This is a genomic window from Ruegeria sp. D1(2025) (assembly GCF_056536425.1).
Genome location: NZ_JBQFPO010000008.1, coordinates 145,574 through 171,492, shown reverse-complemented (window position 1 = coordinate 171,492; position 25,919 = coordinate 145,574). Strand labels below are relative to the sequence as shown.

Here is a 25,919-nt window from a genome sequence, read left to right as displayed (position 1 = left end):
CCCGAAGTGCATCTTTATATTGTAGCTCGTAAGGCGCAGTCATCAAGGTGTTGTGGCAGGGGCAGGGTTTGGGGTAGTCTGGATACCTCTTTCAGTACAGGGAATCACCAATGAGCCGCTTTGCCGCCCCCATCGCCGAGCAGATCTGGGATATGAAATACCGCTTTAAAAAGGCGGATGGCACGCCCATCGACCAGACGGTCGAGGATTCCTGGCGGCGCATCGCCCGCGATCTGGCGCAGGTCGAAAAGGACCCGGCGCATTGGGAGCAGAAGTTTTTCGAGGCGCTGGAAGACTTCAAATACCTGCCAGCCGGCCGCATCACCGCAGGCGCAGGGACAGCGCGGCGTGTGACCCTGTTCAACTGCTTTGTCATGGGAACGGTTCCTGACAGCATGGGGGGCATTTTCGATATGCTGAAAGAGGCCGCGCTGACGATGCAGCAGGGTGGGGGGATCGGCTATGATTTCTCGACCATCCGACCGCGGGGCGCGGATGTGCACGGGGTCGCGGCGGACGCATCCGGTCCGCTGTCGTTCATGGATGTGTGGGACGCGATGTGCCGAACCATCATGTCCGCCGGATCGCGCCGGGGCGCGATGATGGCAACCATGCGGTGTGACCATCCGGATATCGAGCAGTTCATCACCGCCAAATCCGACCCGGCCCGTCTGCGCATGTTCAACATGTCGGTGCTGGTGACGGATGCCTTCATGGAAGCGGTCAAGGCGGACGGCCCGTGGGAGCTGGTGTTCGGCGACAAGATTTATCACACCGTTCAGGCGCGCGATCTGTGGAACAAGATCATTCAGGCGACCTATGACTATGCCGAACCGGGTGTGATCTTCATCGACCGGATCAACCAGGCCAACAACCTTAGCTACGTGGAAACCATCGCGGCCACGAACCCTTGTGGAGAACAACCGCTGCCGCCCTACGGCGCTTGCCTGCTGGGGTCGATCAACCTGGCGCGACTGGTGGCAGAACCGTTCGAACAAGGTGCCCATCTGGACGAGGCGGCGATGCAGGAACTGGTCGCCACGGCGGTTCGGATGATGGACAATGTGGTCGATGCGTCAAAATTCCCGTTGCCTGAACAAGCCGCCGAAGCACAGGCCAAGCGCCGTATCGGCCTGGGTGTGACCGGGCTGGCGGATGCTTTGCTGATGCTGGGCCTGCGTTATGGCTCGGACGAGGCGGCGCGTCAGACCGAGCGCTGGTTGCACGCAATCGCCCGCGCCGCGTATCTGGCGTCGGTGGGTTTGGCGAAGGAAAAAGGCGCATTCCCCCTGTTCGATGCCGAGAAATACCTGGCCAGCGGCACGATGCAGAAGATGGATGACGATGTGCGCGACGCAATCCGCGAACACGGTATCCGCAACGCTTTGCTGACGTCGATTGCACCAACCGGAACGATTTCCCTGTACGCCGGGAACGTGTCGTCAGGGATCGAGCCGGTCTTTGCCTATGCCTACACGCGCAAGGTGTTGCAGAAAGACGGATCGCGAACCGAGGAAGAGGTCGTGGATTACGCCGTGCAAATGTGGCGCGACAAGTTCGGTGACGAGGCGTTGCCAGACTATTTCGTAAACGCACAAACCCTGACACCGCTGGATCATGTGAAGATGCAGGCTGCCGCGCAGAAGTGGATCGACAGCTCGATCTCCAAGACCATCAACTGCCCCGAAGACATCTGCTTTGATGCCTTCAAGGACGTGTACATGCAGGCCTGGGATCAGGGCTGCAAGGGCTGTACCACCTATCGCCCGAACGATGTGACCGGATCGGTTCTGACCGTCTCGGAAAGCTCGGACAAGGCGCCCGGCGAAAGCGCCGACGCCCCACATGAAGCCGATGGCGGCGATGTTATCTACATGTCCGAACCGCTGGACCGCCCCCAATCGCTGGAAGGTTCAACCTACAAGCTGAAATGGCCGGACAGCGAGCACGCGATCTATCTGACGATCAATGACATCGTGATCGCGGGCCGTCGTCGACCGTTCGAGGTATTCATCAACTCGAAGAACATGGAGCATTACGCCTGGACGCTGGCCCTGACCCGCATGATCTCGGCCGTGTTCCGGCGCGGTGGAGACGTGTCCTTCGTGGTCGAGGAGCTGAAAGCGGTGTTCGATCCGCGCGGCGGCGCCTGGGTCAAGGGCAAATACATCCCCTCGATTCTGGCGGCGATCGGCGGAGTCATCGAGCAGCACTTGATCAACATCGGCTTTCTTGAGGGCGAAGGCATGGGCTTGAAGTCCGACCCGCAGGCACAGGTGGTGAACATGGACGCACCTCGCGGAAAGGCCTGCCCTTCATGTGGCCAATTCGACATGGTGATGATCGAAGGTTGCATGACATGCCGGAGCTGCGGGCATTCCAAATGTGACGGATGATGCTTGAGCTGGCTTGTGAACCGCCAGGCAATACGAACCCATTTCGGCGGTTTTGGCACCCATTAACAAGGTCAGTAGCGCCTATTATTCGTAAATCTGAGGCCAAAAAGGGAAATAAGACGCCGGGTCATTAATCGCCGGCGCCTTGGTTTTGTTGGTTCGAGTTTGCTAGTGCGCGCCGAAGCCAGACGATAATTGAAGGCAACAGGCGTCAGAAAGCGAAATCTACTGCGCCTGCCGTCAATGTTTGAGTTGCGCGGAACGAACTTTTTAACGTGCAGACGAACCCAAAACCCAATTTCGGAGGCAGCAGCGGTTGTCCGGGGCAGTTTCACGCAACATGGGCAATAATAATTCTCGCTGAGGTTGCAACAGGCAACACGGCGGAGCTTGAAGCCGCCTCAGCAGGTGTCACGAACTGGTTTTGCGCGCCGTCGGTTGTTTCTGAACAAATGGCGTTCTGATGAAAAAGAGGATTCGACACATCTCGTGTGTTTGCCTGTGTGGCGGGTTTGCAAGGAAGCATTTGCCGTGTTTCGAAATTTTGTCACACGACCGCACGCAAGAGACCGTTGTTCATGATGGCCAGCACCTGGTACATCTCTTCCCGAAGCTGCTCATTGCGCCGCTTGTCTTGGAAGCGTTCGACAGAAAGAAACCCTTCTATATCGAATTCCGGATCAATCGTGGCCAATCGTCGAATGGCGCGATTCAACCGCTCTGGGTCGCCTAAATGCAGGGCGGCTGCGGCTCGATATGCGGCTGCGCGCCGGGTCCTTCGTGGGAATGCTGTTGCTGCCTGAAAACAGGCTTCCCAGTCCCCCAAAACATAATGCGCAATGACGCCCACTTCCCGGCAATACTCTGGAAGGAACGGGTCAAGAGCTTCGGCGCGCCTTTGGAAGACCAACCCCTTTTCTCCGTCGCCCAGATAATTGTGAACATTGCCCGCGTGCGCCACTATGTACGCGTGGTTTGGCGTAATCTCGAGCGCGCGCGTATAATGATAAAGCGCATTGTCAAAGTCCTCTTTGTACAGGGACAGTGACCCCATGATCCGATGCACTTCAGCATCATTACAGTCCAGTTCCAAAGCGCGCCGCCCCATTTCCCAGTAGCGGTCTTCGTCCTTTATCCCAAGCCATTCGTCCCGCGTTGCTACAGCACAGGCCAGCCATGCCTGAGCGCGACCGAACGCCGGGTCTTTTTCCAAGGCTCTATTAAGCCACTTAATTGCGGATTCGGCATTCTCGCGTGTGACCCCGCCAATGCGGTGATGGTGAAGCCCTCGCTTCAAGCAATCATAAGCCGCCATGTCTTCCGTAGGTTTTTCCCGGGCAGATTTTTCCGCTTGCCGCTCGACGCGACCCGCGACAGCGGCCGAGATTTTGGCAACCATATCGTCCTGAACATCGAACAATTCGTGCACGTCGCAGTCGTAGTTTTCGGACCAAACCTGCGCACCACGAGCCGCATCAAAAAGATGCGCGGAAATCCTCACGCGGTTTCCCAAAACCCTTACGCCCCCCTCAACCGCATACCGAACACCCGTTTCGTTACATATCGTTTCTGGCGCGCAATCGCGTCCTTCCAACGAGAAGCTGGCATTTCGTGAAATCACGAACAACTCGGTGAAGCGGGAAAGCTCTGTGATAACGTCTTCTGTAAAACCTTCCGCAAAGTACTGCTGCTCTGGATCGATATTGCGGTTCTGGAAGGGAAGAACAATAACACCGTTATCACGTTGCTGAGGCTTGGCAGCCTGTGATTGAGGCAAACCTTTCGTAAGCATGCAACTGTGCAGTCCGAGATCTCCCTCGATCGCATAAAGTTCGATTGCATCTTCAATATTTTTGAAACGCCGGTGACCCATTGGCATGAACCGCACCTGCGCCCCACGTTTGGCTTGTTCGAATACTGCGCTTGAAACCAGAACTCCGCCCGGCTCAGCCTCCGCCTGAATGCGCGCGGCGATATTCACACCGTCTCCCAGAAGATCTTTCCCATCAACAATCACATCGGCAAGATGTATGCCGATCCGCAACTGGAGGCCGATTTCCTGTGCGTTATGAGGGGCCGATAGTTCACGCTGCAATTCAAAGGCCCCTCGGACCGCTGAAACCGGACTGGTGAACTCCGCCAACGCTCCATCACCAGCCCAGCTTATGACCCGAGCACCATGACGCTCCGCCAAATCGCTGACGATATCCCGCAATCGCTTAAGGCGCTTAACTGTGTCCGCTTCAGAGCGTTGCATCAACGCGGAGTATCCGACAACGTCCGTCGCAAGCACTGTGGCAAGACGCCGTTCCATTCTGATCTCCCGGCTAACAAGCTTTAGCAGTATATCATTTTGAAAGACTTAAATCGATTGTTCCCAGTGGGGGCCGGAGGAAAATCAGAAAGAATGCTGAATGCCAAAGCGACAGCAAGCAGAATGAAGGCCAATGGCAAAACTTGTTGCTCCAGCTTGTAGGCAAGCTTTGAAAAAGCCTCCGCAAGGGATCTGGCTGTTCGACTTCGTTGAGCCTCGCCTTGCATACCAATCACGCTGCGTCGGTGGCCTCCAAAGCGATTGGCAAACGTCTGTGTCCTAGTTCACAGACCTCTCCTGTGATGGCGGTTAACGTAAGGTCAGACACAGGAGATCGATATGCTTCGTCAGACCTCAAACGCCACGTTTGCACAGACCGCACACACAGCAGGTTTCGTTCGCCCATTGGTTCGTATCCTGCGTCTTTGTACCCAGATGCAGCAGCAAGTGAACCGCTACCATTAACATTCCAGTGAACTCGGAATTGGAACGAAGGTTCTTTGGCAAGTATTCGGGCTGGGGTGGACCCGTACTGATCCCAACACTTCGCTGAATGCGAACTATTTGCCGAAGTCGTGAGTTTTTATCAGCTTGCCTAGATAATCGCGTGTCTCAGCATCCCAAGTGCTCGGATCTTCTCCGTGCGCGATCACCGCGTGAAGTTCCATCAATTTCCATACTTCATCTTCTGTAGAAGCCACGACCTTGCCGGGGCAGGTTTCCATGCCGTCGCAGTCTTTGCAGGCGTACGAAAACGCAGTACTCATTGTGTTTTCCTCCAGTGTAACTCCGCGGTTCGTCTAAAACTCCTCAAACGTAGGAAGGCCGTCATTGAGCTTGATCCACGGTTGTTTGTGAGAAACGAAAATATGGGCCTTGGGCTCTGCAGCGGATGGATCGTCCAAGGTGGAAGCGGCAAACCAAGCGTCCTTACTCCAGTCCTGACCTTCGATCTCCCCCTCGGCTGCATAGGTCAGAGTGGTGCCGCACTGCGGGCAAAAGCCGCGCGTGACACCTGGTGTTTTTTGAACTGTTCGGATTTCGCCCTTTGTTACAGCAAAATCCTCGGACGCCACTTTTGCCCAAGTGACAAAAGCCCCGCCAAGTGCCATTTGACATGATCTGCAATGGCAATGGCCAGACCAGACTGGGGCCGTGTTAATCCGGTAACGAACTGCACCGCAGTAGCAACCACCTTCAAAACCTTGCATTTGGATAGCTCCTTTTGTTCGAGAGTTGGCGCGACACGGACGATAGTTTTTTCGCTAAGTCGGCGTGATAGAGTTCGACTGTCTTCACCCAAGCATTGCCAATTCGTCGCCGTTATGCGAGTCAATTGTTCTACCCATATATTAGAAAAACTATCATATGAATTGGTTGAACCTGCCGTCTTTGAACGCCCTCCGCGCCTTTTCTGCCGTGGCAGAAGTGGGCAGCTACACCTTGGCCGCAGAATGCTTGAACGTAACGCAAGCTGCAGTCAGTCAGCAGGTAAAGTCCCTGGAAAAGCACCTGGGCATACCTTTGGTTGAAAAACGTGGCCGAGGTATTTCGTTGACCTCTCAGGGGGAACGTTTGGCTCGTGAGCTCAGTATAGGCTTTGAAATTGTTGGCCGAGGCGTGGAGCGCGTAACAGAGGCAGCAACAAACCGGCCAGTACAGGTCACGATGTCACCAGCCTTCGCCGTGGAGTGGTTACTTCCGCGTATGGCCGAATTTCAACGCGCACACCCGGAAATTACACTTATGCTTAATCCAACGTCACAGTTGGTTGAACCTCGTCCGGGTGGGATCGACATAGCAATTCGATATCATGACAAACGTAGGCCAAGGCCGGATGAAGACCCGGTTCTGATTTCTGACATGATTGTCGTCGCTACGCCGGAATTGGTTGAAGGTAAGGACCTGAACAGTCCGGAATCATTAACGCAGTTTTTGTGGTTGCAAGAATTGGGAACAAACGAAGCGAGCGACTGGTTTACCTTCCACGGTGTCGTTCCAGAGCAGCCTCTCTCAGTCAATCACATGCCGGGTAACCTGATCATGGCTGCCGTTCGTAGGGGCGACGGCATTGCCTACACAGCGCGTGCTTTTTTTCAGGATGATCTTCAGGCAGGCAGAATGGTGGAGTTGTTTTCTGAGCCATTATTTGGCGTCTACTACATCCACACTCTGCCGGATCATCATCGACCTGAGGTAATGCTGTTTCTCAAGTGGCTCCGATCGAAGTCAGAAGTCGTGTCAACAGAGGCGGGTGTTTAGCGGGAAGTGCCAAAAGAAACCAAATGCTCGCCGAAGCTGGTCGTTTGGGCCCTTTTGGAGAGTTCCGCGCCCGCCGCGTATATCCGAATAAGACCAAGAGTATTGGGAACAGGTCCGTATTCCTGCATTGTGATTGAGACAGCATCCGGGAGTGGGCTGTCGCAGCTTCATGTGCGCGGCATGAAAGAGTTTGTCGTGTCCAGCGCATTTGGGATTCTCATTCCAAGCCACGATCACACTGTTGAAGCGGGAATTCGCAAGGGCAAGCCGAATAGATTGCGGCCACCCTAAAAAGCGGTGTCAGACACCTGGATGCTTTTTTGTGACCGGGCGCAGAAGGTTTTGATGGCTTCGGTAAATAACCTCATGCGGCGGTTCATACGTCTGTTTTCAGCCTGCACCAGAAAAATGCCCCAGTTTCCGATTTTCACTTCAGGTAGCACCTGAGCAATGTCGTCTGAGTCTTGCAGATCTCCAAGGATGAAATTGGGAAGGCGGGCTATTCCTAATCCTTGCTTCATGGCGTTCAGCAAGAACGTCCCGCTGTTGGAGTTGAGGTATGGTTGGAACTCAAAGTCTTCCGTCTTTCCGGGTGTTGAAAGAAACTCCCATGTTGCGCGGTGGGCTGATCCAAAGAACAACAACTGATGGTCATGGAGATTTCGCAGTTCTTTTGGGGCAGGATGAGTCTCCAGATACTCTCGGCTGCAAAACAGTCCATGCCAAACAGAGCCGACACGCGTTGCGAGTAGCTTGGCCTCGGGTTCGTTCGTTATCCGGATAGCCAGATCGAAATTCTCTCGGGACAGATCCACCTGGCGTTCGTCGAAGTTTACGGTGAGCCGGATTTGCGGGTATTTCCGCTTAAAGTCAAAAAGTGCGGGCTGAAGGAATGAAACACCAAACTCCAGCGGAACACTCACGCTTAACGGCCCTTCGACCACGGCGGAAGTGCTTGTGAAATCATCCGTGATTTCATCCATATCCTGTACCAGTCGGATTGCTCTCTGAAACAGTTCGCGACCGGTCTCGGTTATTTCCCAGTTTCCACGCTGCCGGTCGATCAGAACAGTTTCATAGCGACCCTCCAGCAGAGAAACCCTTCGGCTGACAGCGGATTTTGCAATTCCAAGGCTCTGGGCAGCCCGCGTTATGCTGCCCGCTTCTATGACTGCAACGAACAGTCGCATGTCTTCCATCTGGCCCACGGCATCGTTCTCCAAATTAGAACAAAGTGGGCTAATATTAGTCTCTGGGTTGAAGAAAATGAACCAGTTAGTCTGAAGCGAAACGATGCGGCACGTCTTAACACGTGGCACGGTTTGCGGCTTGGAAAGGACAGCTCATGGGACTTCTGCAGGAAGGACGCTGGGTAAATCAATGGTACAAGACCTCGGATACCGCAGGTCGGTTCGTGCGGCGGGCACCACAGTTCAGGAATTGGGTCACAGCAGACGGCGCGCCCGGACCAAGCGGCGAAGGCGGGTTCAAGGCCGAAGCCGGGCGTTACCATCTTTATGTTTCTCTGGCGTGTCCTTGGGCGCACAGAACGCTGATCTTTCGCACACTCAAGGGACTGGAGAAAATGATCTCGATCTCGGTCGTGCATTGGTACATGGCAGAGAACGGTTGGACATTTCGACCCGGTCCAGGTGCCGTGCCGGATACAATCAACGGCGCAGATTTTCTGCACCAGGTCTATACCGCTGCAAAACCGGACTATTCCGGGCGGGTGACAGTACCGGTTCTCTGGGACAAAAAGACCAAGACCATTGTTTCGAACGAGTCCCCCGAAATAATCCGGATGTTCAACACGGCGTTCGACGGGATCGGAGCAAAGCCGGGGGACTACTATCCAAAGGAGCTGCGCCCCGAGATTGATGCCCTGAATGACCGGATTTACGACACCGTGAACAACGGGGTCTACAAGGCGGGGTTTGCCACCACGCAAGATGCCTATGAAGAGGCGGTCGTCCCTTTGTTCGAAACCCTGGACTGGCTGGACGAGCGTTTGGGCAAACAGCGTTACCTGACCGGAAACAAGACTACCGAGGCAGACTGGCGCCTGTTCACGACGCTTGTGCGTTTTGACCCGGTTTATGTGGGTCATTTCAAATGCAACATCCGCCGGATCGCGGATTATCCTAGTCTGTCGGAATATGTACAGGATCTGTACCAACAGCCCGGCGTCGCAGCGACCGTCAACATGGCGCATATCAAGGACCACTATTATGCCAGTCATGAAACGGTGAACCCGTCGCAGGTCATCCCGATAGGTCCCTGTATTGATTACTCCTTACCCCATGATCGCGACAGATTGGATTAAGACATGACAACCACACCACCCATCATCGCCGCTAAGACCCCGGAACGTGTCGAGCTTGAGAAAGGTAAAACCTATTTCTGGTGCCGGTGCGGGCGCTCACAAAAACAGCCCTTCTGCGACGGCAGCCACACCGGAACCGGGATTGCCCCGCTGAAGTTCATGGCAGAAAAGGACGGCCCGGCTGTTTTGTGCCGCTGTAAAGCCAGCGCCAATGCTCCGTTCTGCGACGGCAGCCACACCAGACTGGGTGGCCTGTCCGAGGGCGACCCGGCACCCGAACCGGTGAGCAATGTGCCCAAGGCGACGCCGACCCCCGAAGAGCCAACGGTTGCCCGCATTCATGAACTGGCAAGGGACGGCCTTTCCAAGTTGGGTCACCACGGGGAAATGGGCGCCATGGGCGTGCCGCGCAAAGATTTGCCGCATTGGGACGACATCCAGATTCTGCCCGCGCAGATGGCGCGAAAGCCACTGCTGGATGGCGCCTTGGTATCGACCTCGGTCACAATCGGCCCACGGGCCACCAAGCCGCTGAAACTGGATATCCCGCTATTTGTCTCCGACATGAGCTTTGGGGCCCTGTCTGAGGAGGCAAAGACCGCATTGGCACGTGGCGCCGAACTGGCCGGGACCGGCATCTGTTCCGGAGAGGGTGGCATGTTGCCGGAAGAGCAGGCGGAAAACTCTCGCTACTTCTACGAACTCGCCTCGGCCAGGTTTGGCTGGCGGCCGGAGTTGGTGGAACGCGTACAAGCCTTCCATTTCAAAGGGGGACAGGGCGCGAAAACCGGGACCGGTGGCCACCTGCCTGGCGAAAAGGTGCAGGGAAAAATTGCCGAGGTGCGCGGGCTGGAGCCGGGCCAAAACGCGATTTCGCCTGCGACCTTCACAGATCTGGAAAGCCCGGAAGACTTCCGCAAACTGGCGGATGAGGTGCGGGAACGCTCTGGCGGTATTCCGATTGGCTTCAAATTGTCCGCAAATCACATCGAGGACGACATCGACTTTGCGCTGGCGGCCAGCGCCGATTACATCATTCTGGATGGTCGGGGCGGTGGCACTGGCGCCGCTCCGCTGATTTTCCGTGATCATATTTCGGTACCCACGATCCCGGCGCTTGCACGTGCCCGGGCGCATCTGGATCAAAAAACAGGCCACGAAGTTACACTGGTTGTCACCGGCGGGCTGCGCGTGGCCGAGGATTTCACCAAGGCAATGGCTTTGGGCGCTGATGCAATTGCGGTCAGCAATTCGGCCATGCAGGCCGTTGGCTGTATTGCGGCTCGCATGTGTAATTCCAACAATTGCCCGGTTGGCGTAGCGACGCAGAAACCCGAGCTGCGGAAAAGGTTGGATGTACAAGTCAGCGCGGAGAGGCTTGCGCGCTACTTCGGTGCGAGTGTCGAACTGATGCAAGTATTGGCAAGAGCCTGCGGTCACCCATCGCTGAGCGATTTCAGTCTGCGCGATATCACGACATGGAAACGCAGTGTCTCGGATTTGAGCGGAATTCGCTTTGCCGGTGTGCGGACATAGACAGCGGTTGTGCAGCCGTGGGTCTAACGGTCGGAACATTTGGGCCACACATCCTTGCGGAAAGGAGTAAGCTCATGCTTGATGACCACTATATCCGCACCGAAAACATGCCGGGCGAGATGCAGATCTTGCTCGAGACATATCCGCGCGACAGTTGGGACTCCCATCCTGGCTTCAAAGAGAAAACGCGCCACTGGCTGGGTGCCCATCAGATGTTTCGCCGTCTTGCCGAATTGGTTCGGACCGATGCCGAGCATTTTCTGGACCGAACGGTGTCACCCGACGCGTACGCCGCCCGTTTGTCCTATTATGGCAACGCGCTTGTCGGCAATCTGCACGGCCATCACGGCTGGGAAGACCGCAGTTATTTCCCCGAACTCTCTGCGGCGGACCCACGTTTTGATGCTGGCCTGGAGGTATTGGAAAAGGATCATGCTGATCTTGATCTGGTCCTTGATCAATACACCCGAACAGCCAATCGGGCGATCAAGCTGATCCATCTGGATGAGCCCCAGGCACGTTCAGAGGTCGGAGCGCTGCGCGATACGTCGGAAGTGATCGAGGCCTTTCTGAAACGCCATCTAAGTGATGAAGAAGAGCTTGCGGTGCCTATCATTCTGCACCACCGTCTGAGAGGGTGAAGCTTGAACAATGACGGACCATTCTAAACAGGAAGACCAGTCAAATGCCGAACTGCGCCGCGCCCGAGGGGAATTCGTGCGCGGCGTCAGCGGTTTCCGGCATGCCATCGGTGATACTGATTTTCCCGCAGAACCGGGCAGGTATCACCTGTTTGTCGCGCTCAACTGCCCGTGGTGCCATCGGGTTACACTGGCCCGCAACGTGTTGGGCCTGCAGGGCAGTATTTCGATGGATGTGGTGTTTCCCAACCGAACAGACGAAGAAGACCCTGAAGGCCCGAACCACTGGCAATTCGCACCTGACCTCGTGGCTTCGCTGACTGGAACAACACTTCCGGAATGCACCGCCGAAACCGGCACTGGCCAGGGTTTCAGGCTGGTGCGCGACATATATCTGGCGGAAAGTTCTGAAGAAAAATCGGTTCCAATCCTGTACGACAAAAAGTCAAAGCGCATCGTCAATAACGAAAGCGCCGAGATCATTCGCATGCTGGATCGCAATGCGGTCGAACTGGGCAGTTCGCGTGGCAATGATGAACGGCCAGTTCTTTACCCGGATGATCCGGCCATTCGGACAGAAATCGACGAGCTGAACGAGCTGATTTACGTCAATATCAACAACGGTGCCTACAAAGCCGGATTTTCGTCTGATCAAAGCGTATATGCGGCGGCTTTCACCGCCTATTTTGACACTCTGTCACAGCTTGACACCCGCCTTGCCAGCGACGGTCGCATGTTTCTGACCGGCAATCATTTCACCGAAGCAGACCTTCGCCTGTTTCCGACGCTGTATCGACACGACCCGGTCTATTACCTGCGTATGAAGCTCAACGGTGCCCAGATCCTTGACTACCGGAACCTATGGCGCTGGCTTTGCCGCGCGCATTCCGTGCCGGGCGTGGAAAACAGCGGTTCAATTGAACACTGCCGCCAAGGGTATTTTGGTCGAAGCTGGAATGGTGTTGTACCCCTTGGCCCCTCGAAACCAATGACATACCCCGAGGCCTACAAACATCCGGAACTGGCGGACCATCGCCAAGCGAAGTGATCTTCATTTTGGGCGCGCATGTAACGTTTCAACATCGACGGACCCAAAGTTGCCGCCCCATATGCGATACTAACTGCAGCAGTCATCCCCCAACTGGATTGGCGGACATGGGACCGTTGCGTAAGAGCAGAATACACAGCAATCGCCCTCCAGCGGCTTCAAAACGGCCTTGCATGACTTGCATTCATAGAACCACTGGCAGGAGTCTGTTGGCATTTTCTCGGTTTCGACGTGCCCACATTCAGGGCAAGTCAGAGTACTGTCGAGCACCACGGTTTGTTTCGTCATTGTCTCACATCTTCATGATTAGATAGTCGTTGATCTGAGCCTCTTTGAACACGATGACCCATGCCAGTACGGTGATCAACGAGCTTCCTGCTAGCCACCACTTCAACTGGCCCAAAGCCCTGTTTCGATGAGATAGAAACCACGCAATCGCGACCAGTGCTGTTGAGATGGAGAGAACGTAATAACTTCCCGCAGCAATTTTTCCGAATACCGCCAACCAGCTGCCTCCAAAGCCCAGCAACATCACGGCCATTGGAAGAACACAGCATGTTGCGACGCCCAGAGCGGAAACCGATCCAAGGTAGCTTAGGATCACGTATTTCTTCATCTTTCACTCCGTGGGTATTCAATGTGATCGAGTTGAGGCACCAACTGTCAGATTGTATAACTCCTGTAGCGACTACAGGATCAATAGGGGTCACTTCACATGATTTCGATAGGAGAGGCTTCCCGGCAAAGCGGTGTCGGAATAGAAACCATCCGCTATTACGAACGCGAAGGTATCGTACCAAGACCCGCGCGAGCTCTGAACAATCGTCGCCTCTATTCACCGAACGATGTCGGAAGACTTCACTTTCTGAAGAAGTGCCGTGACCTGGGGTTTCCGCTTTCAGACGCCAAGGCGCTTTTGGAATTGTCAGAGGGAAGTACCGATGACTGCCAATCAGTCAAAGAATTAGCCGAGGCTCACATTGTCAGTGTTCGTAGCAAGATTGATGAACTCAATCGCCTGGAGCGCGCCTTGAGCGAGCTTACAGCCAATTGTGATAGTGGCAACGTTCACTGCCCGATGCTGCAAAGACTGAGAAAGATGGAAGACACCTGACTTGGCTTCTGGGTCAGAACCTGGGTTTCGAGTAGCCGACAGTTCACGTCAGACCAAGGTCTGTGGTGCGTTAAGAGATTGTAGTTCATAGTCGATTTCACAATGAGAGGAAAAATAGCTGACCTGACAATTGGCAATTGGTCGCTGTCGCGAGTTTTTCTTGCGGCCAGTATTGCCGTGATGGGCACTGCGACCGCGATAGTCGGGGTCTGGGTGTCAAATCGAATTCAGAATGCTGTCGTCCAGAACTCTGCCAACTCTGCCGCGCTTTATATGGAAAGCATCGTTTCCCCCCTCAGTCAGGAATTGGCGCACGGCGACCGAATTTCAGAGCAGGCAAGCCGGGCACTGGACGAGATATTCATGACCCAGCCAATGCGCGACCGCGTTGTCTCCTACAAATTCTGGAAACAAGGAGGTGTCATCGCCCACGCCTCGGATACTGCGATAATTGGCAGCCGATTCAGTCCAACCGACGATCTGAAGCAAGCTTGGGGCGGAAAAATCTCCGGCTCTTTCGAAGAGCTTGATCATGCCGAAAGCGCCGCCGAAGCGGCCCTTGGGATACCTTTGCTTGAAGTGTACAGCCCCATTCGCGAGCTTTGGTCCGGTGAAATCATTGCGGTTGCCGAGTTCTACGAAAGGGCTGATCAACTGGAACTGGACCTTGCCAAGGCAAGAAGAACAAGCTGGTTGGTTGTCGGCTCGGCATTTGTGGCCAGCACGATCGTGTTGTTTTCGATTGTTGCAATTGGCGACAACACAATTCAGCGACAGGGGCGTCTTCTGGAAAAGCGCCTTGCAGAAAGCGAACAGATGGCCGAGCAGAACGCCCAGTTGCGGTCGCGTGTCGTCGAAGCGTCGGAAAGATACGCCACGCAAACGGATCGGTTTCTCAAGAAGCTTGGTGCCGAACTGCATGATGGTCCCGCTCAGTACCTGTCCCTGGCCGCCCTTCGATTGGAGGCAGCGTTTCCGGAAGGGTCTGCAAGGCCCAAAGAGGCTGAAGAAATTCATCAATCTTTGCAGAAGTCCCTTACAGAAATTCGTGCATTGTCGCGGGGGCTGTCGGCTCCGGACATCGACAACCTTACGCTCATTGATGTCGTGAAGAGGGCTGTAGAAGATCACTCGGAACATAGCCCGTTGCGGCCGGAGATTTCGTTTCAGGGTCGCGAGTCGCCGGAATTGTCACTGTCCGACAAGTTGTGTGTTTTTCGGTTTTTGCAGGAAACACTCTCCAATGCAGCAAGATATGCCCCGGATTCCCGATGCACGGTCACCAGTGAAGTGCAAATTGACCGCATCGTCATTCAGGTCAGCGACGACGGACCCGGGTTTGACACTTCGGACGAAACCGTTTTGCGCGACGATGGTGGGCAGGGATTATTGGGCTTGCGAGATCGGGTCGAGAGCATTGGTGGCAGGTTCAGTGTATCGTCGCGCCCCGGCAACGGCACCACAATAGCAATGACATTATTTCCCAGAAAGATGAGTGCATTATGACCACATCTGTCGTTATAGCCGATGATCATCCGATTTTCAGGGACGGCCTGCAGCGTACCTTGGATGAGGCCGACGGGTTCGAGGTTCTCGCCGCCGGTTCAAGTGCGGAAGAGGCGATAGCACTCGTCGGAATGCATCAGCCAGACATTGCCATTCTTGACCTCTCGATGCCGGGAGGCGGGATAAGCGCAACACGCAAGATTGCGGCAATGACAAACCCACCCTTCATTGCGATCCTGACGGTCTCGGAAAACAGCAGTGACGTTGCGGATGCACTGGAAGCCGGAGCCACAGGGTACATTGTCAAGGGCGTGACAGCGAGCGAGCTGACAGCTTCTCTGCGCAGCATTGCTGCGGGCGAAGGGTTTGTCTCGCCGGGTCTGGCTTCACGCGTGCTGCTTAAGATCAACAGCGAAAACGGTGCCCGCAAAAACAGAGACATCCTGAATGATCTCACGCATCGCGAGGAGGAAATCCTGCGCCATGTGGCCAAGGGGTTGAGCAACAGGGAAATCGCCGTAGGGCTGGGTCTTCAGGAGAAAACCGTGAAGCATTACATGACGGCGATCTTGTCCAAGCTTCACGCGCGAAATCGGGTGGAGGCCGCTTTGATAGCGCACGATGCTTGGAACAGAGGAGACTAATCGCCGTGTCTTCGATGAATAAGGCGGTCTCTGCTTATGAGAGACCGCCTGGGGTACTTCTGCCAGGAGCGCCGTTTAATTTGCGATTGCCTGCAATCTGCGTCGATCCGAGGCGGTTGCGTTTCTTTCAACAACAGTCCGGTTGAACGGATCTTTCAGTTCATAGCGCCCAAACTCGATCTCTTCTTTCCACCCATTGGCGTAGTTCACTTCGATGTTGTCGCCTTGGCGTTCAATTTTCGTGGGTCGACTGCCAGATGCGCCGCCTTGGCCACTTGAGCGTACGTTGTTGATAGAGATGCCGTTCGCCAAAGACCGCAGTCGTGAGACGTCGGCACCAGTCGCGGGACGCTCCTCGACGGTTCGGTTCTGCGCATTCTTTCTTTCATAGCGGCCGTTTTCGATCTCTTCCTTGGTTCCGTCGGCGTAACGAACTTCGATGCCGCTCGCATTTGTCTCAACCTTCGTTATCCCGGCCGAACCTATTGGTCTGCCGCCGGTCTGAGACCGATCCTTTTTACCGCTGCCCCTGTTGGAGCGCTTTGAGTCATCATCGTCGTCGTCATCACGACCGCTTTTGCCCGATCCTGAATTGTCGTCACGATCATCATCCCGGTCGTCGTCTCGATCGTCATCCCTGTCATTGTCGCGATCATCATCCCGGTCGTCGTCACGACCATCGTCGCGGTCACCCCCACGGCCGCTATTACCCGATCCCGAGTTGTCATCCCGGTCATCGTCGCGATCATCCCCGTCTTTGCCCTTGCCGCTTTTGGCGAACGCGTAGACCGGTTCAAACTGAAGGCGACCGTCGGCGTCAAACTTTGGCACGTAAGGCGTCGCTGCAATCAACGAAGCCAATGCCACTGTGCTTAGAAGTTGACCTAACTTTTTCCGGGCTTTCATTTCCGCCTCCAATGCCGTTTGACGCGATTTTTGATACTGAAGACAGGCTACCCTTGGTCGGGCCTTCCCACATCGGGCTTAGGTCTGACGATTTTCAAGCCGAACGTCTTAGCCAAGATCCTGTGGCCTTTTGAACCACCGTCAGTTTCGGGGCGCATCACAGGGACGGTTTCCCGATACCAACGCCCCATTTCCTCGAACGGCAATTACTCCGGCACAGGCGCAGCGGACGGCAGGGAAACGGCTTTGAGATAGGCAGCAATCGCCAAGCGGTCGTCATCTGTAAGCTGTGATGTGTTCTCGATGACTTCCGCCATTTCACCACCCGCGCTGTCATAGTCCGGTGTGAAACCGGATCTCAGGTATTCCGCTATATCAGCTTCAGACCAATCAAGCTGGTCGGCGGTCAGACCGGGGATGCGACCCTTGCCGCTTGGATTTGGCGCGCCTGCCAGCCACAGATCACGTTGCAGACCACCGAAGGCATTTCGCGGCGTGTGGCATTCAGCGCAGTGTCCCAACGCCTCGACCAGATATCGGCCTCGGGCTTGTTGGTCCGTCAGATCGCCTTCAACCACCCAGCCTGGCTGCAGGTACAAAAGCTTCCATCCGCCCAGCCCGCGTCGAATGCTGAATGGAAAGCCGACCTCATGCGCGTTACTTTCCACGGCGACAGCTGGCAGGGTGCCGAGGAAGGCATGGAGAGAGGCAACATCCTCCAAGGTCATGTTGGCATAAGACGTATAAGGAAAAGCCGGGTAATAGTGTTGCCCCTCGGGACCCGTGCCATGAAGCAGGGCGTTGGCCAGATCCAGCGCAGACCAGGACCCAATTCCGGCTTCCCGATCACTGGAAATGTTGGGGGCTATGAATGTGCCAAAACCCGTTTCAAACCGACGCCCTCCGGCGAGTTTAAGCTTCTCCTCTCCGGTGGCATCCGGCGCCGCGTGACAGGATGCACATCCGCCTGCATAGAAAACAGCCTCACCTCTGACGAGATCGGCGGTGACATCATTCAGTTGCGCCGGATCCACTCTTTGCGGTCGAGTCAGCAGAACACCGGCCAACCCGACCAAAACGACGACACCAGCGGCCAATCGAAAGAAACGCCGCACCTTCAGTGCCTCATCAGCTTTCTGGCGCTCTGTATGCCTTGTGACATGCCGTACAGGCTCCGCCCAATTGTCCCATCGCCGCTTTCACGGCTTCTACATCTTGTCCTGCCGCGGCCTGCATCGCAACGGCGGCTTCAGCCATCGCTTGCCCTTTGGCTCCGACGTCGGGGAAGTTTTCCCAGATGGCGGGCAGGGCACGGGTGGCGGGGTCGGACGCATTGTCGGAACCAGCCGGCCACATTGCGGATTGATCGATCTGCGTCAGAACCACAATGTTGTTGGCGGCCCGAGTTGCCGCCTCGGCATCGTATTCCACCTCTCCCTTTATCATTCCGCCGAGTGTTTCCAGATTAAAGGCATAAAGCTTCATGATTGAGGTCCGAGCTTTTACAGCCGGGTTCTGACTTTCCTGGGCGATGGCTGTTCCTATTGCGGCTACCGACAAAAGACCTGCCGCGACAATCGTAATTTTCTTCTTCATGGTATTTCTCCCTGTTCAATACACCGAATGTTAGCTTGAACGAATTTTCTTGTAATTGTTTGTTATTCGTCGTCCCCTGTTAATTTATGAACAACGACAATTGGGATGATATCCGATACGCGCTTGCCGTCTCCAAATACGGATCGTTGAATGCAGCGGCGTCTGCCTTGGGTGTCACACATGCAACGGTCCTGCGCAGAGTGGCCGCGTTCGAACAGCGAAATGGCTGCACTATCTTTCAGAAAAGCCCGTCGGGATATTGCGCGCTCCCCGAGGCCCGAGCAGTTCTTTCTGCCATGGAAGGCGTTGAAGACGCGGTCCTTTCGGTGGAGCGGGCAATTGTGGGTGCAAACCGGTCCCCTGTCGGTCGCGTGCGCATTGCATCCACTGACAGCCTCTGCCAGCTTGTGCTGCCAAAAATACTGACTGATATTTCAAATCTTTACCCCGGCTTGGAACTGACTTTGTTGAGTGGAAACAGCCACCATGATCTGCCCCGGTTGACTGCAGACATTGCCGTGCGCCCATCGGTTCAGCTTGGCGAGGGTCTGGTTGGGGAACGCTCGGGTACATTGTCGTTCGGAGTTTATTATGATGGTTCCCCAGATCAAAAATGGATGAGGCTTGATGGCGCATTAAGCCGCTCTCTCCCGGCTAAATGGATGGCGGAACACGTGAATGCTGACGAAATGACCAACGGAGCAGACAGTTTTCTGGTCCTCCAGCAGATGGCGGCTTCGGGCGTGGGCAAGACCTTTCTGCCCACATTCATTGGCGACGCGGACGCCCGGCTTCGCAGGTCGGACGACGCGGTTCCGGATTTTGAGGTTCCGCTCTGGGTCGCGACACTTGAGGAAATCGCGCACACCCCGAGGTTTGCCGTTGTTCAGCGGGCGTTGGCTGGACGGTTACCCAAAGCTCTGGCACGTTGACATCATACCGAAAAGAAGTACTGCGGCCATCTATTCGGCAGAACGGCCATACAAAGAACCACCTCGGTTACGCGGGGCCAACGCGCGCCTGTGTGTGAAACTATCATCTCGATAGAACCATGTCCGGTGATGAAATGGACCAGTTAGATTGGCAGGGTGGGCAACGTTGAAACCCGGTCAGAGTTTACGGAACACAAGGAAGCTCGAGCGTAAGGCTTGCGCCACGCGCGGCTTTGTTGATTGAAACCTGCCCACCGTGACGCTGTGAGACGGCGGCAACGATGGACAGGCCCAGCCCGCTGCCTTCGGAGTGCTCCAGTTGTGAAAATCGCCCAAAAGCTGCTTCGCTCTGGTCGGGGTCTAGGCCTTTTCCGTCATCGGCCACAGTCAGCTTCACGACCTTGTCATCGCGGTGCAGTGTAACCGAAATCCGGGTGAGAAGACCGCCGCCGTGCTTCAGCGCGTTGTCCAGAAGGTTTTTGACAGCCTCGTTCAGAAAAACCTGATCGCCCGAAACCATTACGGCTGTATCCGGCATGGCAACTTCGAATTCGATCCCATTCGCCAGGATGTGGACACCCATTTCTGCGCAGGCCTCCTCGACAACCGAACGAAAGTCGAATTCTGCTACCTGTTCCAGATGTGCCGGATATCGGAGCCTTTCGAGGGACAGCAACTGTTCGGCCACAGTGGCCGAGTTTTTGGCAGCGGTCATGAGTTCCTGAATGCGCTGTTCCTTGTCGTCCTCCGTTTTTGCATCCCGCAGGGCCTCGGCCATGGACTGGACCGCAGCTGCTGGGTTCCTTAGCTGATGCGCGGCTTCGGAAATGAATGTCTGATGGGCGTTGATGCTGCGTTCAACCTGACCAAAAAGCCGGTTCAGGGTTTTGACGACACCCAGCACTTCGACCGGAACGGGGCGTTTGATTTCACTTAGGTCATCCGGCGATCGCAGGTCGATTGCGTCCTGCAAATCCAGCAAGGGCCTCAGACCGCGCGCCACACCGAACCAGACGACGATTGCCAGAGTGGCGAGCAGGATACCCATTAGGATCCCGGCCCGGATCGACAGCTGATTGGCAAAGGCGTTGCGGTCGGCCATGAGCTGCCAGACCGTAACAGTTGCGTCACCAGCGAGGTTCTCCAAAGTGACGCGTTCCGTCATCCGCAGGACGCGGACCGGTTCATCGCGATAAACAGCTTCGAAGAAAAATGGTTCATAAGGATCCTGATCGCCTGCGTCGGTTGAGGTCGGCGGATAGGCATAACCCGTAACGTAAATGCCGCCGGGCCCTGTCACGTGATAGAAAACCTCTCCGCCCGACGAGTCGCGGATCATGCTGCGCGTTGAGGGGAGCAAAGCGTCCCCCCCTGAAATGGCGACATCGCGCGAGATTGCGAGACCGGCAGACAGCAGGCTGTCATCAAACAATTCCTGGGCCGTTTTCTGGGCGACCGTAAAGCGCCAGAACCCAAGCAGAACGGCAAGCAAGACCAGAGGTGTCAGGATCAGAAGAAACAATCGCAGCCTGAGCGATCCGTGCCCAATCACTGTTGCACCTCAAGCAGATACCCAAGGCCACGGGCAGTCTTGATCCTTATCCCCAATGGCTGAAGCCGCTTGCGCAGGCGCGACACGTGGGGTTCAACCGCCGAATCCTCGACATCTGCACCGACACCATAAACGTAGTCGTTCAGCTGGCTTTTGGGGACAATTCTGCCGCGTCGTTCCAGCAGGCATTCCAGAACCGCCAATTCCCTGCGCGGAATGTCCATTACCTCTCCCCGCGCACTGGCTTGTCTTGCGGCACGATCGAATTCCAGGCCTCCGATGGTCTCTTTCGCGCCATAGTCAAGCTGCTTGCGGCGTGACAATGCCCGGATTCGGGCCTCCAGTTCGTCCATTTCAAACGGCTTCACCAGATAATCGTCAGCCCCCATGTCCAGGCCAGACACGCGGTCGCTGGTTTCGGAACGCGCCGTCAGCAGTATGACCGGCACGCCATCGCCTCGGTTGCGAAGGGTTCGCAGGATTTCCAGCCCGGACTGCCCCGGTAGATTGATGTCCAGTACCACCAAATCTGCGCCCTCCTGCTCAAGGAAAAGGTCGGCTGCGTCGCCGTCGGTCAGAATATCTGCCGCGTGACCACGATCGCGCAGCCGGTAGGCAATGGCGTTGGCCAGCGTTTCGTTGTCCTCGACAATGACGATCCGCATCGGGTCTCCTGCAAGTTTCGCGCAAGGTTGGCCCCTCATGATTGCCAGATGGGAGGGGGAATCAACCCCGCAGTTCTATTTGCAATCACGGTGGCGCGAGAGCCGTTGGCGTGGTTGTCTGGTCAACAGGGAGGAACCAATGACCATTTCCAGCTTTACCCGTCGCGCCGTCGTGGGGCTGATCGCCGCTGCCGGTATCGCGGCACCCGCCACTGCCGAGGTCGATTTCTCGGGCAAGACCATTGAATGGGTTATACCGTTTTCGGAAACGGGCGGTTCGGCTAAATGGGCCAACTTTTTCGCTCCGCTTCTGTCCGAGGCACTGCCGGGTCAGCCGACTGTGGTTGTGAAATTCATGCCGGGCGCAGGGTCGACCAAGGGCGCGAATTGGTTTCAGGAGCAAAAGCATGATGACGGCACGCTGCTGTTCGGTACGTCGGGATCGACGCAGTTTCCTTATCTGCTGAGCGATCCGCGCGTGCGCTATGAATACAATGATTGGATTCCGGTCATGGCGTCGGGAACCGGTGGTGTTGCCTATCTGAACGCTGAAGATGGCGCCAAGTTTGACGGTTCCGCCAATGCGCTGAAAGATATCAACTTCATCTACGGATCGCAGGGCGCCACCCGGCTGGACCTGGTGCCGCTGCTGGCATGGCAGATGCTGGGCATGAATGTTGAGCCTGTCTTTGGCATCAAGGGTCGCGGTGACGGTCGCCTGATGTTTGAACGTGGCGAGGCCAATATCGACTACCAGACATCGTCCGGCTATCTGGGTGGCTCGGCCCCGTTGGTCGAATCCGGTCAGGCCGTGCCGATGATGACATGGGGTGCCCTGGATGCGGATGGCAACATCGTGCGTGACCCGACTTTCCCGGACATGCCGACCTTCAAGGAGGTCTGCGAAGCAACCGAAGGATGCGAAACCAGCGGCGAGGCATGGGATGCCTGGAAAGCCTTCTTTGTAGCCGGTTTTCCGGTTCAGAAGCTTGCGTTTTTGCCCGGTGATACACCTCAGGACGTTGTCGACGCATATACTGCGGCCTTTAAGGCTGTGACCGAGCGCGGCGACTTCGCGGAAATCTCCTCGAAACGCGTTGGCAAATACCCGGTGTTTGTTGGTGACGGCTCAAAAGCGGCCCTGCAAACCGCGACAAGCGTTGACGACAACGCTAAGCAATATGTCCTGAACTGGCTCAAGGAAGCCTACGGCGTCGAGCTCAACTAAGCCGGCCCAATTCAGCGCGCGCCCTCACTACGAGGCGCGCGCTTTCTGAGTTCCATCAAAATCATATGAAAGGCGGCCGCTATGGAGGTTTTCGCCACCGCTCTTCCTGCGCTTGGTGACGCGTGGGGTCTGATCCTGCAACCCATCGTTCTGGGCTACCTGGTGCTTGGTGTCGTCATGGGATTGGCCGTTGGGGTGTTCCCGGGACTTGGCGGAATCGCTGGGCTGTCGCTGCTGTTGCCTTTCATGTTCGGAATGGACCCGATCCTGGGTTTGGCGCTGATGATAGGGATGGTCGCCGTTGTCCCGACATCTGACACTTTTGCGTCGGTTCTTATGGGAATACCCGGCAGTTCCGCATCTCAGGCGACGGTGCTCGATGGTTTTCCGATGGCCAAGAAGGGCGAAGCGGCGCGGGCGCTTTCCGCCGCCTTTGCCTCGTCCCTATTTGGTGGTCTGGTCGGGGCGACCTTCCTGACCATGTTCATTCTGGTTGCACGACCGATCGTTCTGGCTTTTGGCCTGCCCGAAATGTTGATGATTACCATCCTCGGCCTGTCTATGGTTGCCATTCTGGCCGGTCGCATACCGCTAAAGGGCGTTGCTGCGGCCGGACTTGGCCTGATGGTCGGAACTATTGGTGAGGCCGACGCGGGCGGGTCTCTGCGCATGGCGACTTATGACATCCCGTATCTGACCGACGGTCTGAAACTGGTCATCGTCGGCTTGGGTATCTTTGCGGTACCCGAGATTGTCTCGCTCTTGCGGCAGGACCGGTCGATTGCCGAAGGGGCTTCGCTGGGTGCCGGATGGCTGGACGGTGTCAAGGATTGGTTCGCCAATATCTGGCTGTCGATCCGCTGTTCGATCATCGGTGTGGTTGTCGGCATCATCCCCGGTCTGGGAGGGTCGGTCGTTGACTGGATCGCCTATGGTCATTCGGTGCAATCGACGCCGGACAAAAGCAACTTCGGCAAGGGCGAAGTGCGCGGGGTCATAGGCCCGGAAAGCTCGAACAATGCAAAAGAGGGCGGCGGTCTGGTTCCGACCTTATTGTTCGGTATTCCGGGTTCCGGCTCCATGGCGATCTTCATCGGCGCGGTCGCTCTGCTGGGGTCCGGCGATATCGAAGTCGGTCCGAGCATGCTCAAAGACAATCTCGACATCACCTATTCGATCGTCTGGCTGCTGGCGTTGGCCAATGTTGTGGGGACGATCCTCTGCATCGCGGCCTCGGGCGGGATCGCAAAGCTGACCACGATCCGCTTTACCTATCTTGCACCGTTCCTGTTCATGCTGATCAGCTTTGCGGCCTTTCAGTCCGGTCAGAATTTCGAAGACCTGCTGGCCCTGTTCGTGATAGGTCTGATCGGCATTTTCCTGCGCCGCTTCGACTGGTCGCGCCCGGCCTTCCTGATCGGTTTCGTGCTTTCGAACCCGGTTGAGAAATTCACCAATCAGGCTTTCCAGATCGCCTCGTTCCGCTTCCGCAAGAGCTTAGGTGAGGGCATGGAGTATGTTTTCAGCCCCATCGTGATCGTCCTGATCGTGGTCACAGTCGTTTCGGTCATTCTGGGCATCCGACAGGCCAAGATGATCATGGCCGAGGGCGATGTTCAGGCGGGCACCAAGCGCGCGCCGCTGGTCTTCCTGCTGGTGATCATGGCCTATCTGATCTTTGCACTGGTCAATGCCAACATGATCCCCGACTACAACATGACCGACAAGATCATCCCGCTGGTGATCGGCAGCGTTTCACTGTTCTGCTGCGTGATCCTTTTGCTCCAGATGATGCGTCGGCCCGAGGGGGATGCGATTTTCGCGGACAAAGAAGTAGCGGGTGAGGACGCCAGCGCCCCACACGGTCTGTGGTCCACACTGGCCTGGTTTGCCAGCCTGATCGCGGCAACATGGGTTGTGGGCTTTATTCTTGCCCTGATCGGCTTTCTGATCGCGTTCCTACGTGTGCGCGCCGGGTCAAGCTGGCCGATGACTTTGATCCTGACCGCCTGCGGTGTCGGCTTCATGTGCTTTATGGCGGGCGCTCTGAACCGCGACTTTCCGCCTGGTCTGCTGCAGGACATGCTTGATCTGCCATGGCCGCTGAAATGAGCCGCGCGATGCCCCAGACAGCGATCCCATTTGTCTTCATGCGCGGCGGCACCTCGCGCGGCCCGTATTTCCGGCGTTCTGACCTGCCCGAGAATCTGGATTTGCTGGCCGAGGTTCTGATTGCCGCCCTCGGTGCCGGGCACCCGCTGAATATCGACGGCATAGGCGGCGGCGCGGCAGTTACGACCAAGGTCGCCATGCTGTCGGCCAGCGACGATGACTGGGCGGATGTCGACTATTTCTTTGCCCAGGTGTCGGTTGACGAAAGGCTGGTCGATTTTAGACCCACTTGCGGGAATATCCTGTCAGGGGTCGGCCCGGCGGCGATTGAGATGGGATTGATCACGCCGAAAGGTGGTGAAACCGAAATCCGCATCCGCGCCGTCAATACCGGGGCGCGGGTGGTGGCAAAGGTGCAAACGCCGGCGGGCCATCTGACCTATGATGGCGCAGTTGAAATAGCCGGTGTCCCGGGGTCCGCAGCGCCGATACAGCTTGGTTTCATGGGGGTCGTCGGATCATCCACCGGCGCGTTCCTGCCCACCGGTAACCTGCGTGATACGGTCCAGGGGATCGAACTGACCTGCATGGATGTCGCGATGCCGATGGCCATCGCCCGGGCTGCGGATTTTGGTTTGACCGGATATGAAAACGCAGAAGAACTGGACGCAAACCGCGCGTTCTTTGAACGGATGGAGGCCATTCGGATCGAAGCGGGTCAGAGGATGGGAATGGGCGATGTGTCGAAATCCGTGACGCCCAAGTTTGGTATCTTGGCCCCTGCGAAAGATGGGGGTACGATCGCGGTCAGGTACTTCATGCCCTGGAAGACTCATCCAACAATGGCCGTTACGGGCGCGCAATGCATGGCCTCCTGTGCATTGACGCCGGAAACGGTTGCAGCCGGGTTAGTCGAGCAAATGGAAACCAGTCCGGCCGAGGTGGTATTGGAGCACGCTTCGGGCAAGATCGACGTCCTTGTGGATTTCTCCAACGAGGGCGGATTTGCCCTGAACTCAGCTGGATTGGTGCGCACCGCACGCAAACTGGCGGATGGTCATGTCTATGTTCCTAGCAGTGTTTGGGATGGGAGTTGATCGGGTAAATCTAAATTGGTATACTTTGGTATACAATTAGAAGG

General features: G+C 56.1%; 24 protein-coding genes. 13 read left to right on the top strand and 11 right to left on the bottom strand.

From position 1 onward, the window contains the following. The first annotated feature begins 110 nt into the window (after positions 1-110). Positions 111-2,396: an adenosylcobalamin-dependent ribonucleoside-diphosphate reductase gene (locus tag ACR1XU_RS17635; RefSeq protein ID WP_480907046.1), complete on the top strand. Its 2,286-nt coding sequence runs from the start codon at positions 111-113 to the stop codon at positions 2,394-2,396. 547 nt (positions 2,397-2,943) lie between these two features. Here the strand turns inward: ACR1XU_RS17635 and ACR1XU_RS17630 are convergent. The 3 genes from ACR1XU_RS17630 to ACR1XU_RS17620 form a co-directional block, all read right to left on the bottom strand. Further along, positions 2,944-4,710 carry an adenylate/guanylate cyclase domain-containing protein gene (locus ACR1XU_RS17630; protein WP_170807848.1) on the bottom strand — a complete coding sequence of 589 codons (1,767 nt, stop codon included), beginning with the start codon at positions 4,708-4,710 and terminating at the stop codon, positions 2,944-2,946. Between the two features lie 560 nt (positions 4,711-5,270). After that, on the bottom strand, positions 5,271-5,477 hold the full coding sequence (locus ACR1XU_RS17625) for a DUF1059 domain-containing protein (RefSeq protein ID WP_170614837.1): 207 nt from the start codon (positions 5,475-5,477) through the stop codon (positions 5,271-5,273). A 33-nt stretch (positions 5,478-5,510) separates the two neighbouring features. Further along, on the bottom strand, positions 5,511-5,921 hold the full coding sequence (locus ACR1XU_RS17620; protein ID WP_321254612.1) for a GFA family protein: 411 nt from the start codon (positions 5,919-5,921) through the stop codon (positions 5,511-5,513). A 157-nt stretch (positions 5,922-6,078) separates the two neighbouring features. Between ACR1XU_RS17620 and ACR1XU_RS17615 the strand changes: the two genes are divergently transcribed. Continuing rightward, positions 6,079-6,972, top strand: coding sequence for a LysR family transcriptional regulator (locus ACR1XU_RS17615; protein ID WP_170614835.1), 894 nt, complete (start codon positions 6,079-6,081; stop codon positions 6,970-6,972). Positions 6,973-7,259: 287 nt separating this feature from the next. Here the strand turns inward: ACR1XU_RS17615 and ACR1XU_RS17610 are convergent, their stop codons facing one another. Beyond that, complete coding sequence (locus tag ACR1XU_RS17610) at positions 7,260-8,171, bottom strand: LysR family transcriptional regulator (RefSeq protein ID WP_480907127.1); 912 nt, start codon at positions 8,169-8,171, stop codon at positions 7,260-7,262. A 146-nt stretch (positions 8,172-8,317) separates the two neighbouring features. Between ACR1XU_RS17610 and ACR1XU_RS17605 the strand changes: the two genes are divergently transcribed. The 4 genes from ACR1XU_RS17605 (at position 8,318) to ACR1XU_RS17590 (ending at position 12,523) form a co-directional block, all read left to right on the top strand. After that, the gene (locus ACR1XU_RS17605) at positions 8,318-9,298 is read left to right on the top strand and encodes a glutathione S-transferase family protein (RefSeq protein WP_480907049.1); all 981 of its coding nucleotides are present in this window, start codon (positions 8,318-8,320) and stop codon (positions 9,296-9,298) included. A gap of 3 nt (positions 9,299-9,301) precedes the next feature. After that, on the top strand, positions 9,302-10,834 hold the full coding sequence (locus ACR1XU_RS17600; protein ID WP_480812359.1) for a glutamate synthase-related protein: 1,533 nt from the start codon (positions 9,302-9,304) through the stop codon (positions 10,832-10,834). A 74-nt stretch (positions 10,835-10,908) separates the two neighbouring features. Then, on the top strand, positions 10,909-11,475 hold the full coding sequence (locus ACR1XU_RS17595) for a hemerythrin domain-containing protein (protein ID WP_480907050.1): 567 nt from the start codon (positions 10,909-10,911) through the stop codon (positions 11,473-11,475). Positions 11,476-11,485: 10 nt separating this feature from the next. Next, entirely contained in the window at positions 11,486-12,523 is a 1,038-nt protein-coding gene (locus ACR1XU_RS17590) for a glutathione S-transferase C-terminal domain-containing protein (protein WP_480907052.1), read from the top strand. A 69-nt stretch (positions 12,524-12,592) separates the two neighbouring features. Here ACR1XU_RS17590 and ACR1XU_RS17585 read toward each other — a convergent pair whose 3' ends face one another. Beyond that, positions 12,593-12,811, bottom strand: a complete 219-nt coding sequence (locus ACR1XU_RS17585) for a GDCCVxC domain-containing (seleno)protein (protein WP_480442187.1) — start codon at positions 12,809-12,811, stop codon at positions 12,593-12,595. 4 nt (positions 12,812-12,815) lie between these two features. Next, complete coding sequence (locus ACR1XU_RS17580) at positions 12,816-13,139, bottom strand: PQQ-binding-like beta-propeller repeat protein (protein ID WP_170807853.1); 324 nt, start codon at positions 13,137-13,139, stop codon at positions 12,816-12,818. Between the two features lie 99 nt (positions 13,140-13,238). On the opposite strand from ACR1XU_RS17580, the gene ACR1XU_RS17575 reads away from it, so the two are divergent. The 3 genes from ACR1XU_RS17575 (at position 13,239) to ACR1XU_RS17565 (ending at position 15,787) form a co-directional block, all read left to right on the top strand. Next, complete coding sequence (locus ACR1XU_RS17575) at positions 13,239-13,637, top strand: MerR family transcriptional regulator (protein WP_170807854.1); 399 nt, start codon at positions 13,239-13,241, stop codon at positions 13,635-13,637. Between the two features lie 102 nt (positions 13,638-13,739). Continuing rightward, positions 13,740-15,143, top strand: a complete 1,404-nt coding sequence (locus tag ACR1XU_RS17570; RefSeq protein WP_480907053.1) for a sensor histidine kinase — start codon at positions 13,740-13,742, stop codon at positions 15,141-15,143. Next, positions 15,140-15,787: a response regulator gene (locus ACR1XU_RS17565; protein WP_480907055.1), complete on the top strand. Its 648-nt coding sequence runs from the start codon at positions 15,140-15,142 to the stop codon at positions 15,785-15,787. The genes ACR1XU_RS17570 and ACR1XU_RS17565 overlap by 4 nt, the downstream gene beginning before the upstream one ends. A 75-nt stretch (positions 15,788-15,862) precedes the next feature. Here the strand turns inward: ACR1XU_RS17565 and ACR1XU_RS17560 are convergent, their stop codons facing one another. From ACR1XU_RS17560 to ACR1XU_RS17550, 3 genes are all read right to left on the bottom strand, one after another. After that, positions 15,863-16,693 (bottom strand): hypothetical protein, encoded by an 831-nt coding sequence (locus ACR1XU_RS17560; RefSeq protein WP_480907056.1) that lies wholly within the window; start codon positions 16,691-16,693, stop codon positions 15,863-15,865. 206 nt (positions 16,694-16,899) lie between these two features. Then, positions 16,900-17,808, bottom strand: a complete 909-nt coding sequence (locus tag ACR1XU_RS17555) for a c-type cytochrome (protein WP_480907058.1) — start codon at positions 17,806-17,808, stop codon at positions 16,900-16,902. Between the two features lie 13 nt (positions 17,809-17,821). Then, on the bottom strand, positions 17,822-18,289 hold the full coding sequence (locus ACR1XU_RS17550) for a c-type cytochrome (RefSeq protein ID WP_480907061.1): 468 nt from the start codon (positions 18,287-18,289) through the stop codon (positions 17,822-17,824). 86 nt (positions 18,290-18,375) lie between these two features. Between ACR1XU_RS17550 and ACR1XU_RS17545 the strand changes: the two genes are divergently transcribed. After that, on the top strand, positions 18,376-19,221 hold the full coding sequence (locus ACR1XU_RS17545; protein ID WP_480907063.1) for a LysR family transcriptional regulator: 846 nt from the start codon (positions 18,376-18,378) through the stop codon (positions 19,219-19,221). 184 nt (positions 19,222-19,405) lie between these two features. Here the strand turns inward: ACR1XU_RS17545 and ACR1XU_RS17540 are convergent, their stop codons facing one another. Beyond that, on the bottom strand, positions 19,406-20,773 hold the full coding sequence (locus tag ACR1XU_RS17540; RefSeq protein WP_480907065.1) for a sensor histidine kinase: 1,368 nt from the start codon (positions 20,771-20,773) through the stop codon (positions 19,406-19,408). Then, entirely contained in the window at positions 20,770-21,438 is a 669-nt protein-coding gene (locus tag ACR1XU_RS17535; protein ID WP_480907066.1) for a response regulator transcription factor, read from the bottom strand. Before ACR1XU_RS17535 ends, ACR1XU_RS17540 begins: the two co-directional genes overlap by 4 nt. Before the next feature lie 139 nt (positions 21,439-21,577). Here ACR1XU_RS17535 and ACR1XU_RS17530 point away from each other — a divergent pair, with 139 nt between their 5' ends. The 3 genes from ACR1XU_RS17530 (at position 21,578) to ACR1XU_RS17520 (ending at position 25,875) form a co-directional block, all read left to right on the top strand. Further along, positions 21,578-22,666 carry a tricarboxylate transporter gene (locus ACR1XU_RS17530; RefSeq protein WP_321254578.1) on the top strand — a complete coding sequence of 363 codons (1,089 nt, stop codon included), beginning with the start codon at positions 21,578-21,580 and terminating at the stop codon, positions 22,664-22,666. A gap of 81 nt (positions 22,667-22,747) precedes the next feature. Next, entirely contained in the window at positions 22,748-24,778 is a 2,031-nt protein-coding gene (locus ACR1XU_RS17525) for a tripartite tricarboxylate transporter permease (protein WP_480491578.1), read from the top strand. An 8-nt stretch (positions 24,779-24,786) separates the two neighbouring features. Continuing rightward, positions 24,787-25,875: a 4-oxalomesaconate tautomerase gene (locus ACR1XU_RS17520; RefSeq protein WP_480907069.1), complete on the top strand. Its 1,089-nt coding sequence runs from the start codon at positions 24,787-24,789 to the stop codon at positions 25,873-25,875. Positions 25,876-25,919: the final 44 nt, after the last annotated feature.

Coding starts and splice junctions, on each gene's coding strand:
- ACR1XU_RS17635 (WP_480907046.1), top strand. CDS start 111: ATGAGCCGCTTTGCCGCCCCCATCGCCGAGCAGATCTGGGATATGAAA.
- ACR1XU_RS17630 (WP_170807848.1), bottom strand. CDS start 4,710: ATGGAACGGCGTCTTGCCACAGTGCTTGCGACGGACGTTGTCGGATAC.
- ACR1XU_RS17625 (WP_170614837.1), bottom strand. CDS start 5,477: ATGAGTACTGCGTTTTCGTACGCCTGCAAAGACTGCGACGGCATGGAA.
- ACR1XU_RS17620 (WP_321254612.1), bottom strand. CDS start 5,921: ATGCAAGGTTTTGAAGGTGGTTGCTACTGCGGTGCAGTTCGTTACCGG.
- ACR1XU_RS17615 (WP_170614835.1), top strand. CDS start 6,079: ATGAATTGGTTGAACCTGCCGTCTTTGAACGCCCTCCGCGCCTTTTCT.
- ACR1XU_RS17610 (WP_480907127.1), bottom strand. CDS start 8,171: ATGGAAGACATGCGACTGTTCGTTGCAGTCATAGAAGCGGGCAGCATA.
- ACR1XU_RS17605 (WP_480907049.1), top strand. CDS start 8,318: ATGGGACTTCTGCAGGAAGGACGCTGGGTAAATCAATGGTACAAGACC.
- ACR1XU_RS17600 (WP_480812359.1), top strand. CDS start 9,302: ATGACAACCACACCACCCATCATCGCCGCTAAGACCCCGGAACGTGTC.
- ACR1XU_RS17595 (WP_480907050.1), top strand. CDS start 10,909: ATGCTTGATGACCACTATATCCGCACCGAAAACATGCCGGGCGAGATG.
- ACR1XU_RS17590 (WP_480907052.1), top strand. CDS start 11,486: ATGACGGACCATTCTAAACAGGAAGACCAGTCAAATGCCGAACTGCGC.
- ACR1XU_RS17585 (WP_480442187.1), bottom strand. CDS start 12,811: ATGACGAAACAAACCGTGGTGCTCGACAGTACTCTGACTTGCCCTGAA.
- ACR1XU_RS17580 (WP_170807853.1), bottom strand. CDS start 13,139: ATGAAGAAATACGTGATCCTAAGCTACCTTGGATCGGTTTCCGCTCTG.
- ACR1XU_RS17575 (WP_170807854.1), top strand. CDS start 13,239: ATGATTTCGATAGGAGAGGCTTCCCGGCAAAGCGGTGTCGGAATAGAA.
- ACR1XU_RS17570 (WP_480907053.1), top strand. CDS start 13,740: ATGAGAGGAAAAATAGCTGACCTGACAATTGGCAATTGGTCGCTGTCG.
- ACR1XU_RS17565 (WP_480907055.1), top strand. CDS start 15,140: ATGACCACATCTGTCGTTATAGCCGATGATCATCCGATTTTCAGGGAC.
- ACR1XU_RS17560 (WP_480907056.1), bottom strand. CDS start 16,693: ATGAAAGCCCGGAAAAAGTTAGGTCAACTTCTAAGCACAGTGGCATTG.
- ACR1XU_RS17550 (WP_480907061.1), bottom strand. CDS start 18,289: ATGAAGAAGAAAATTACGATTGTCGCGGCAGGTCTTTTGTCGGTAGCC.
- ACR1XU_RS17545 (WP_480907063.1), top strand. CDS start 18,376: ATGAACAACGACAATTGGGATGATATCCGATACGCGCTTGCCGTCTCC.
- ACR1XU_RS17535 (WP_480907066.1), bottom strand. CDS start 21,438: ATGCGGATCGTCATTGTCGAGGACAACGAAACGCTGGCCAACGCCATT.
- ACR1XU_RS17530 (WP_321254578.1), top strand. CDS start 21,578: ATGACCATTTCCAGCTTTACCCGTCGCGCCGTCGTGGGGCTGATCGCC.
- ACR1XU_RS17525 (WP_480491578.1), top strand. CDS start 22,748: ATGGAGGTTTTCGCCACCGCTCTTCCTGCGCTTGGTGACGCGTGGGGT.
- ACR1XU_RS17520 (WP_480907069.1), top strand. CDS start 24,787: ATGCCCCAGACAGCGATCCCATTTGTCTTCATGCGCGGCGGCACCTCG.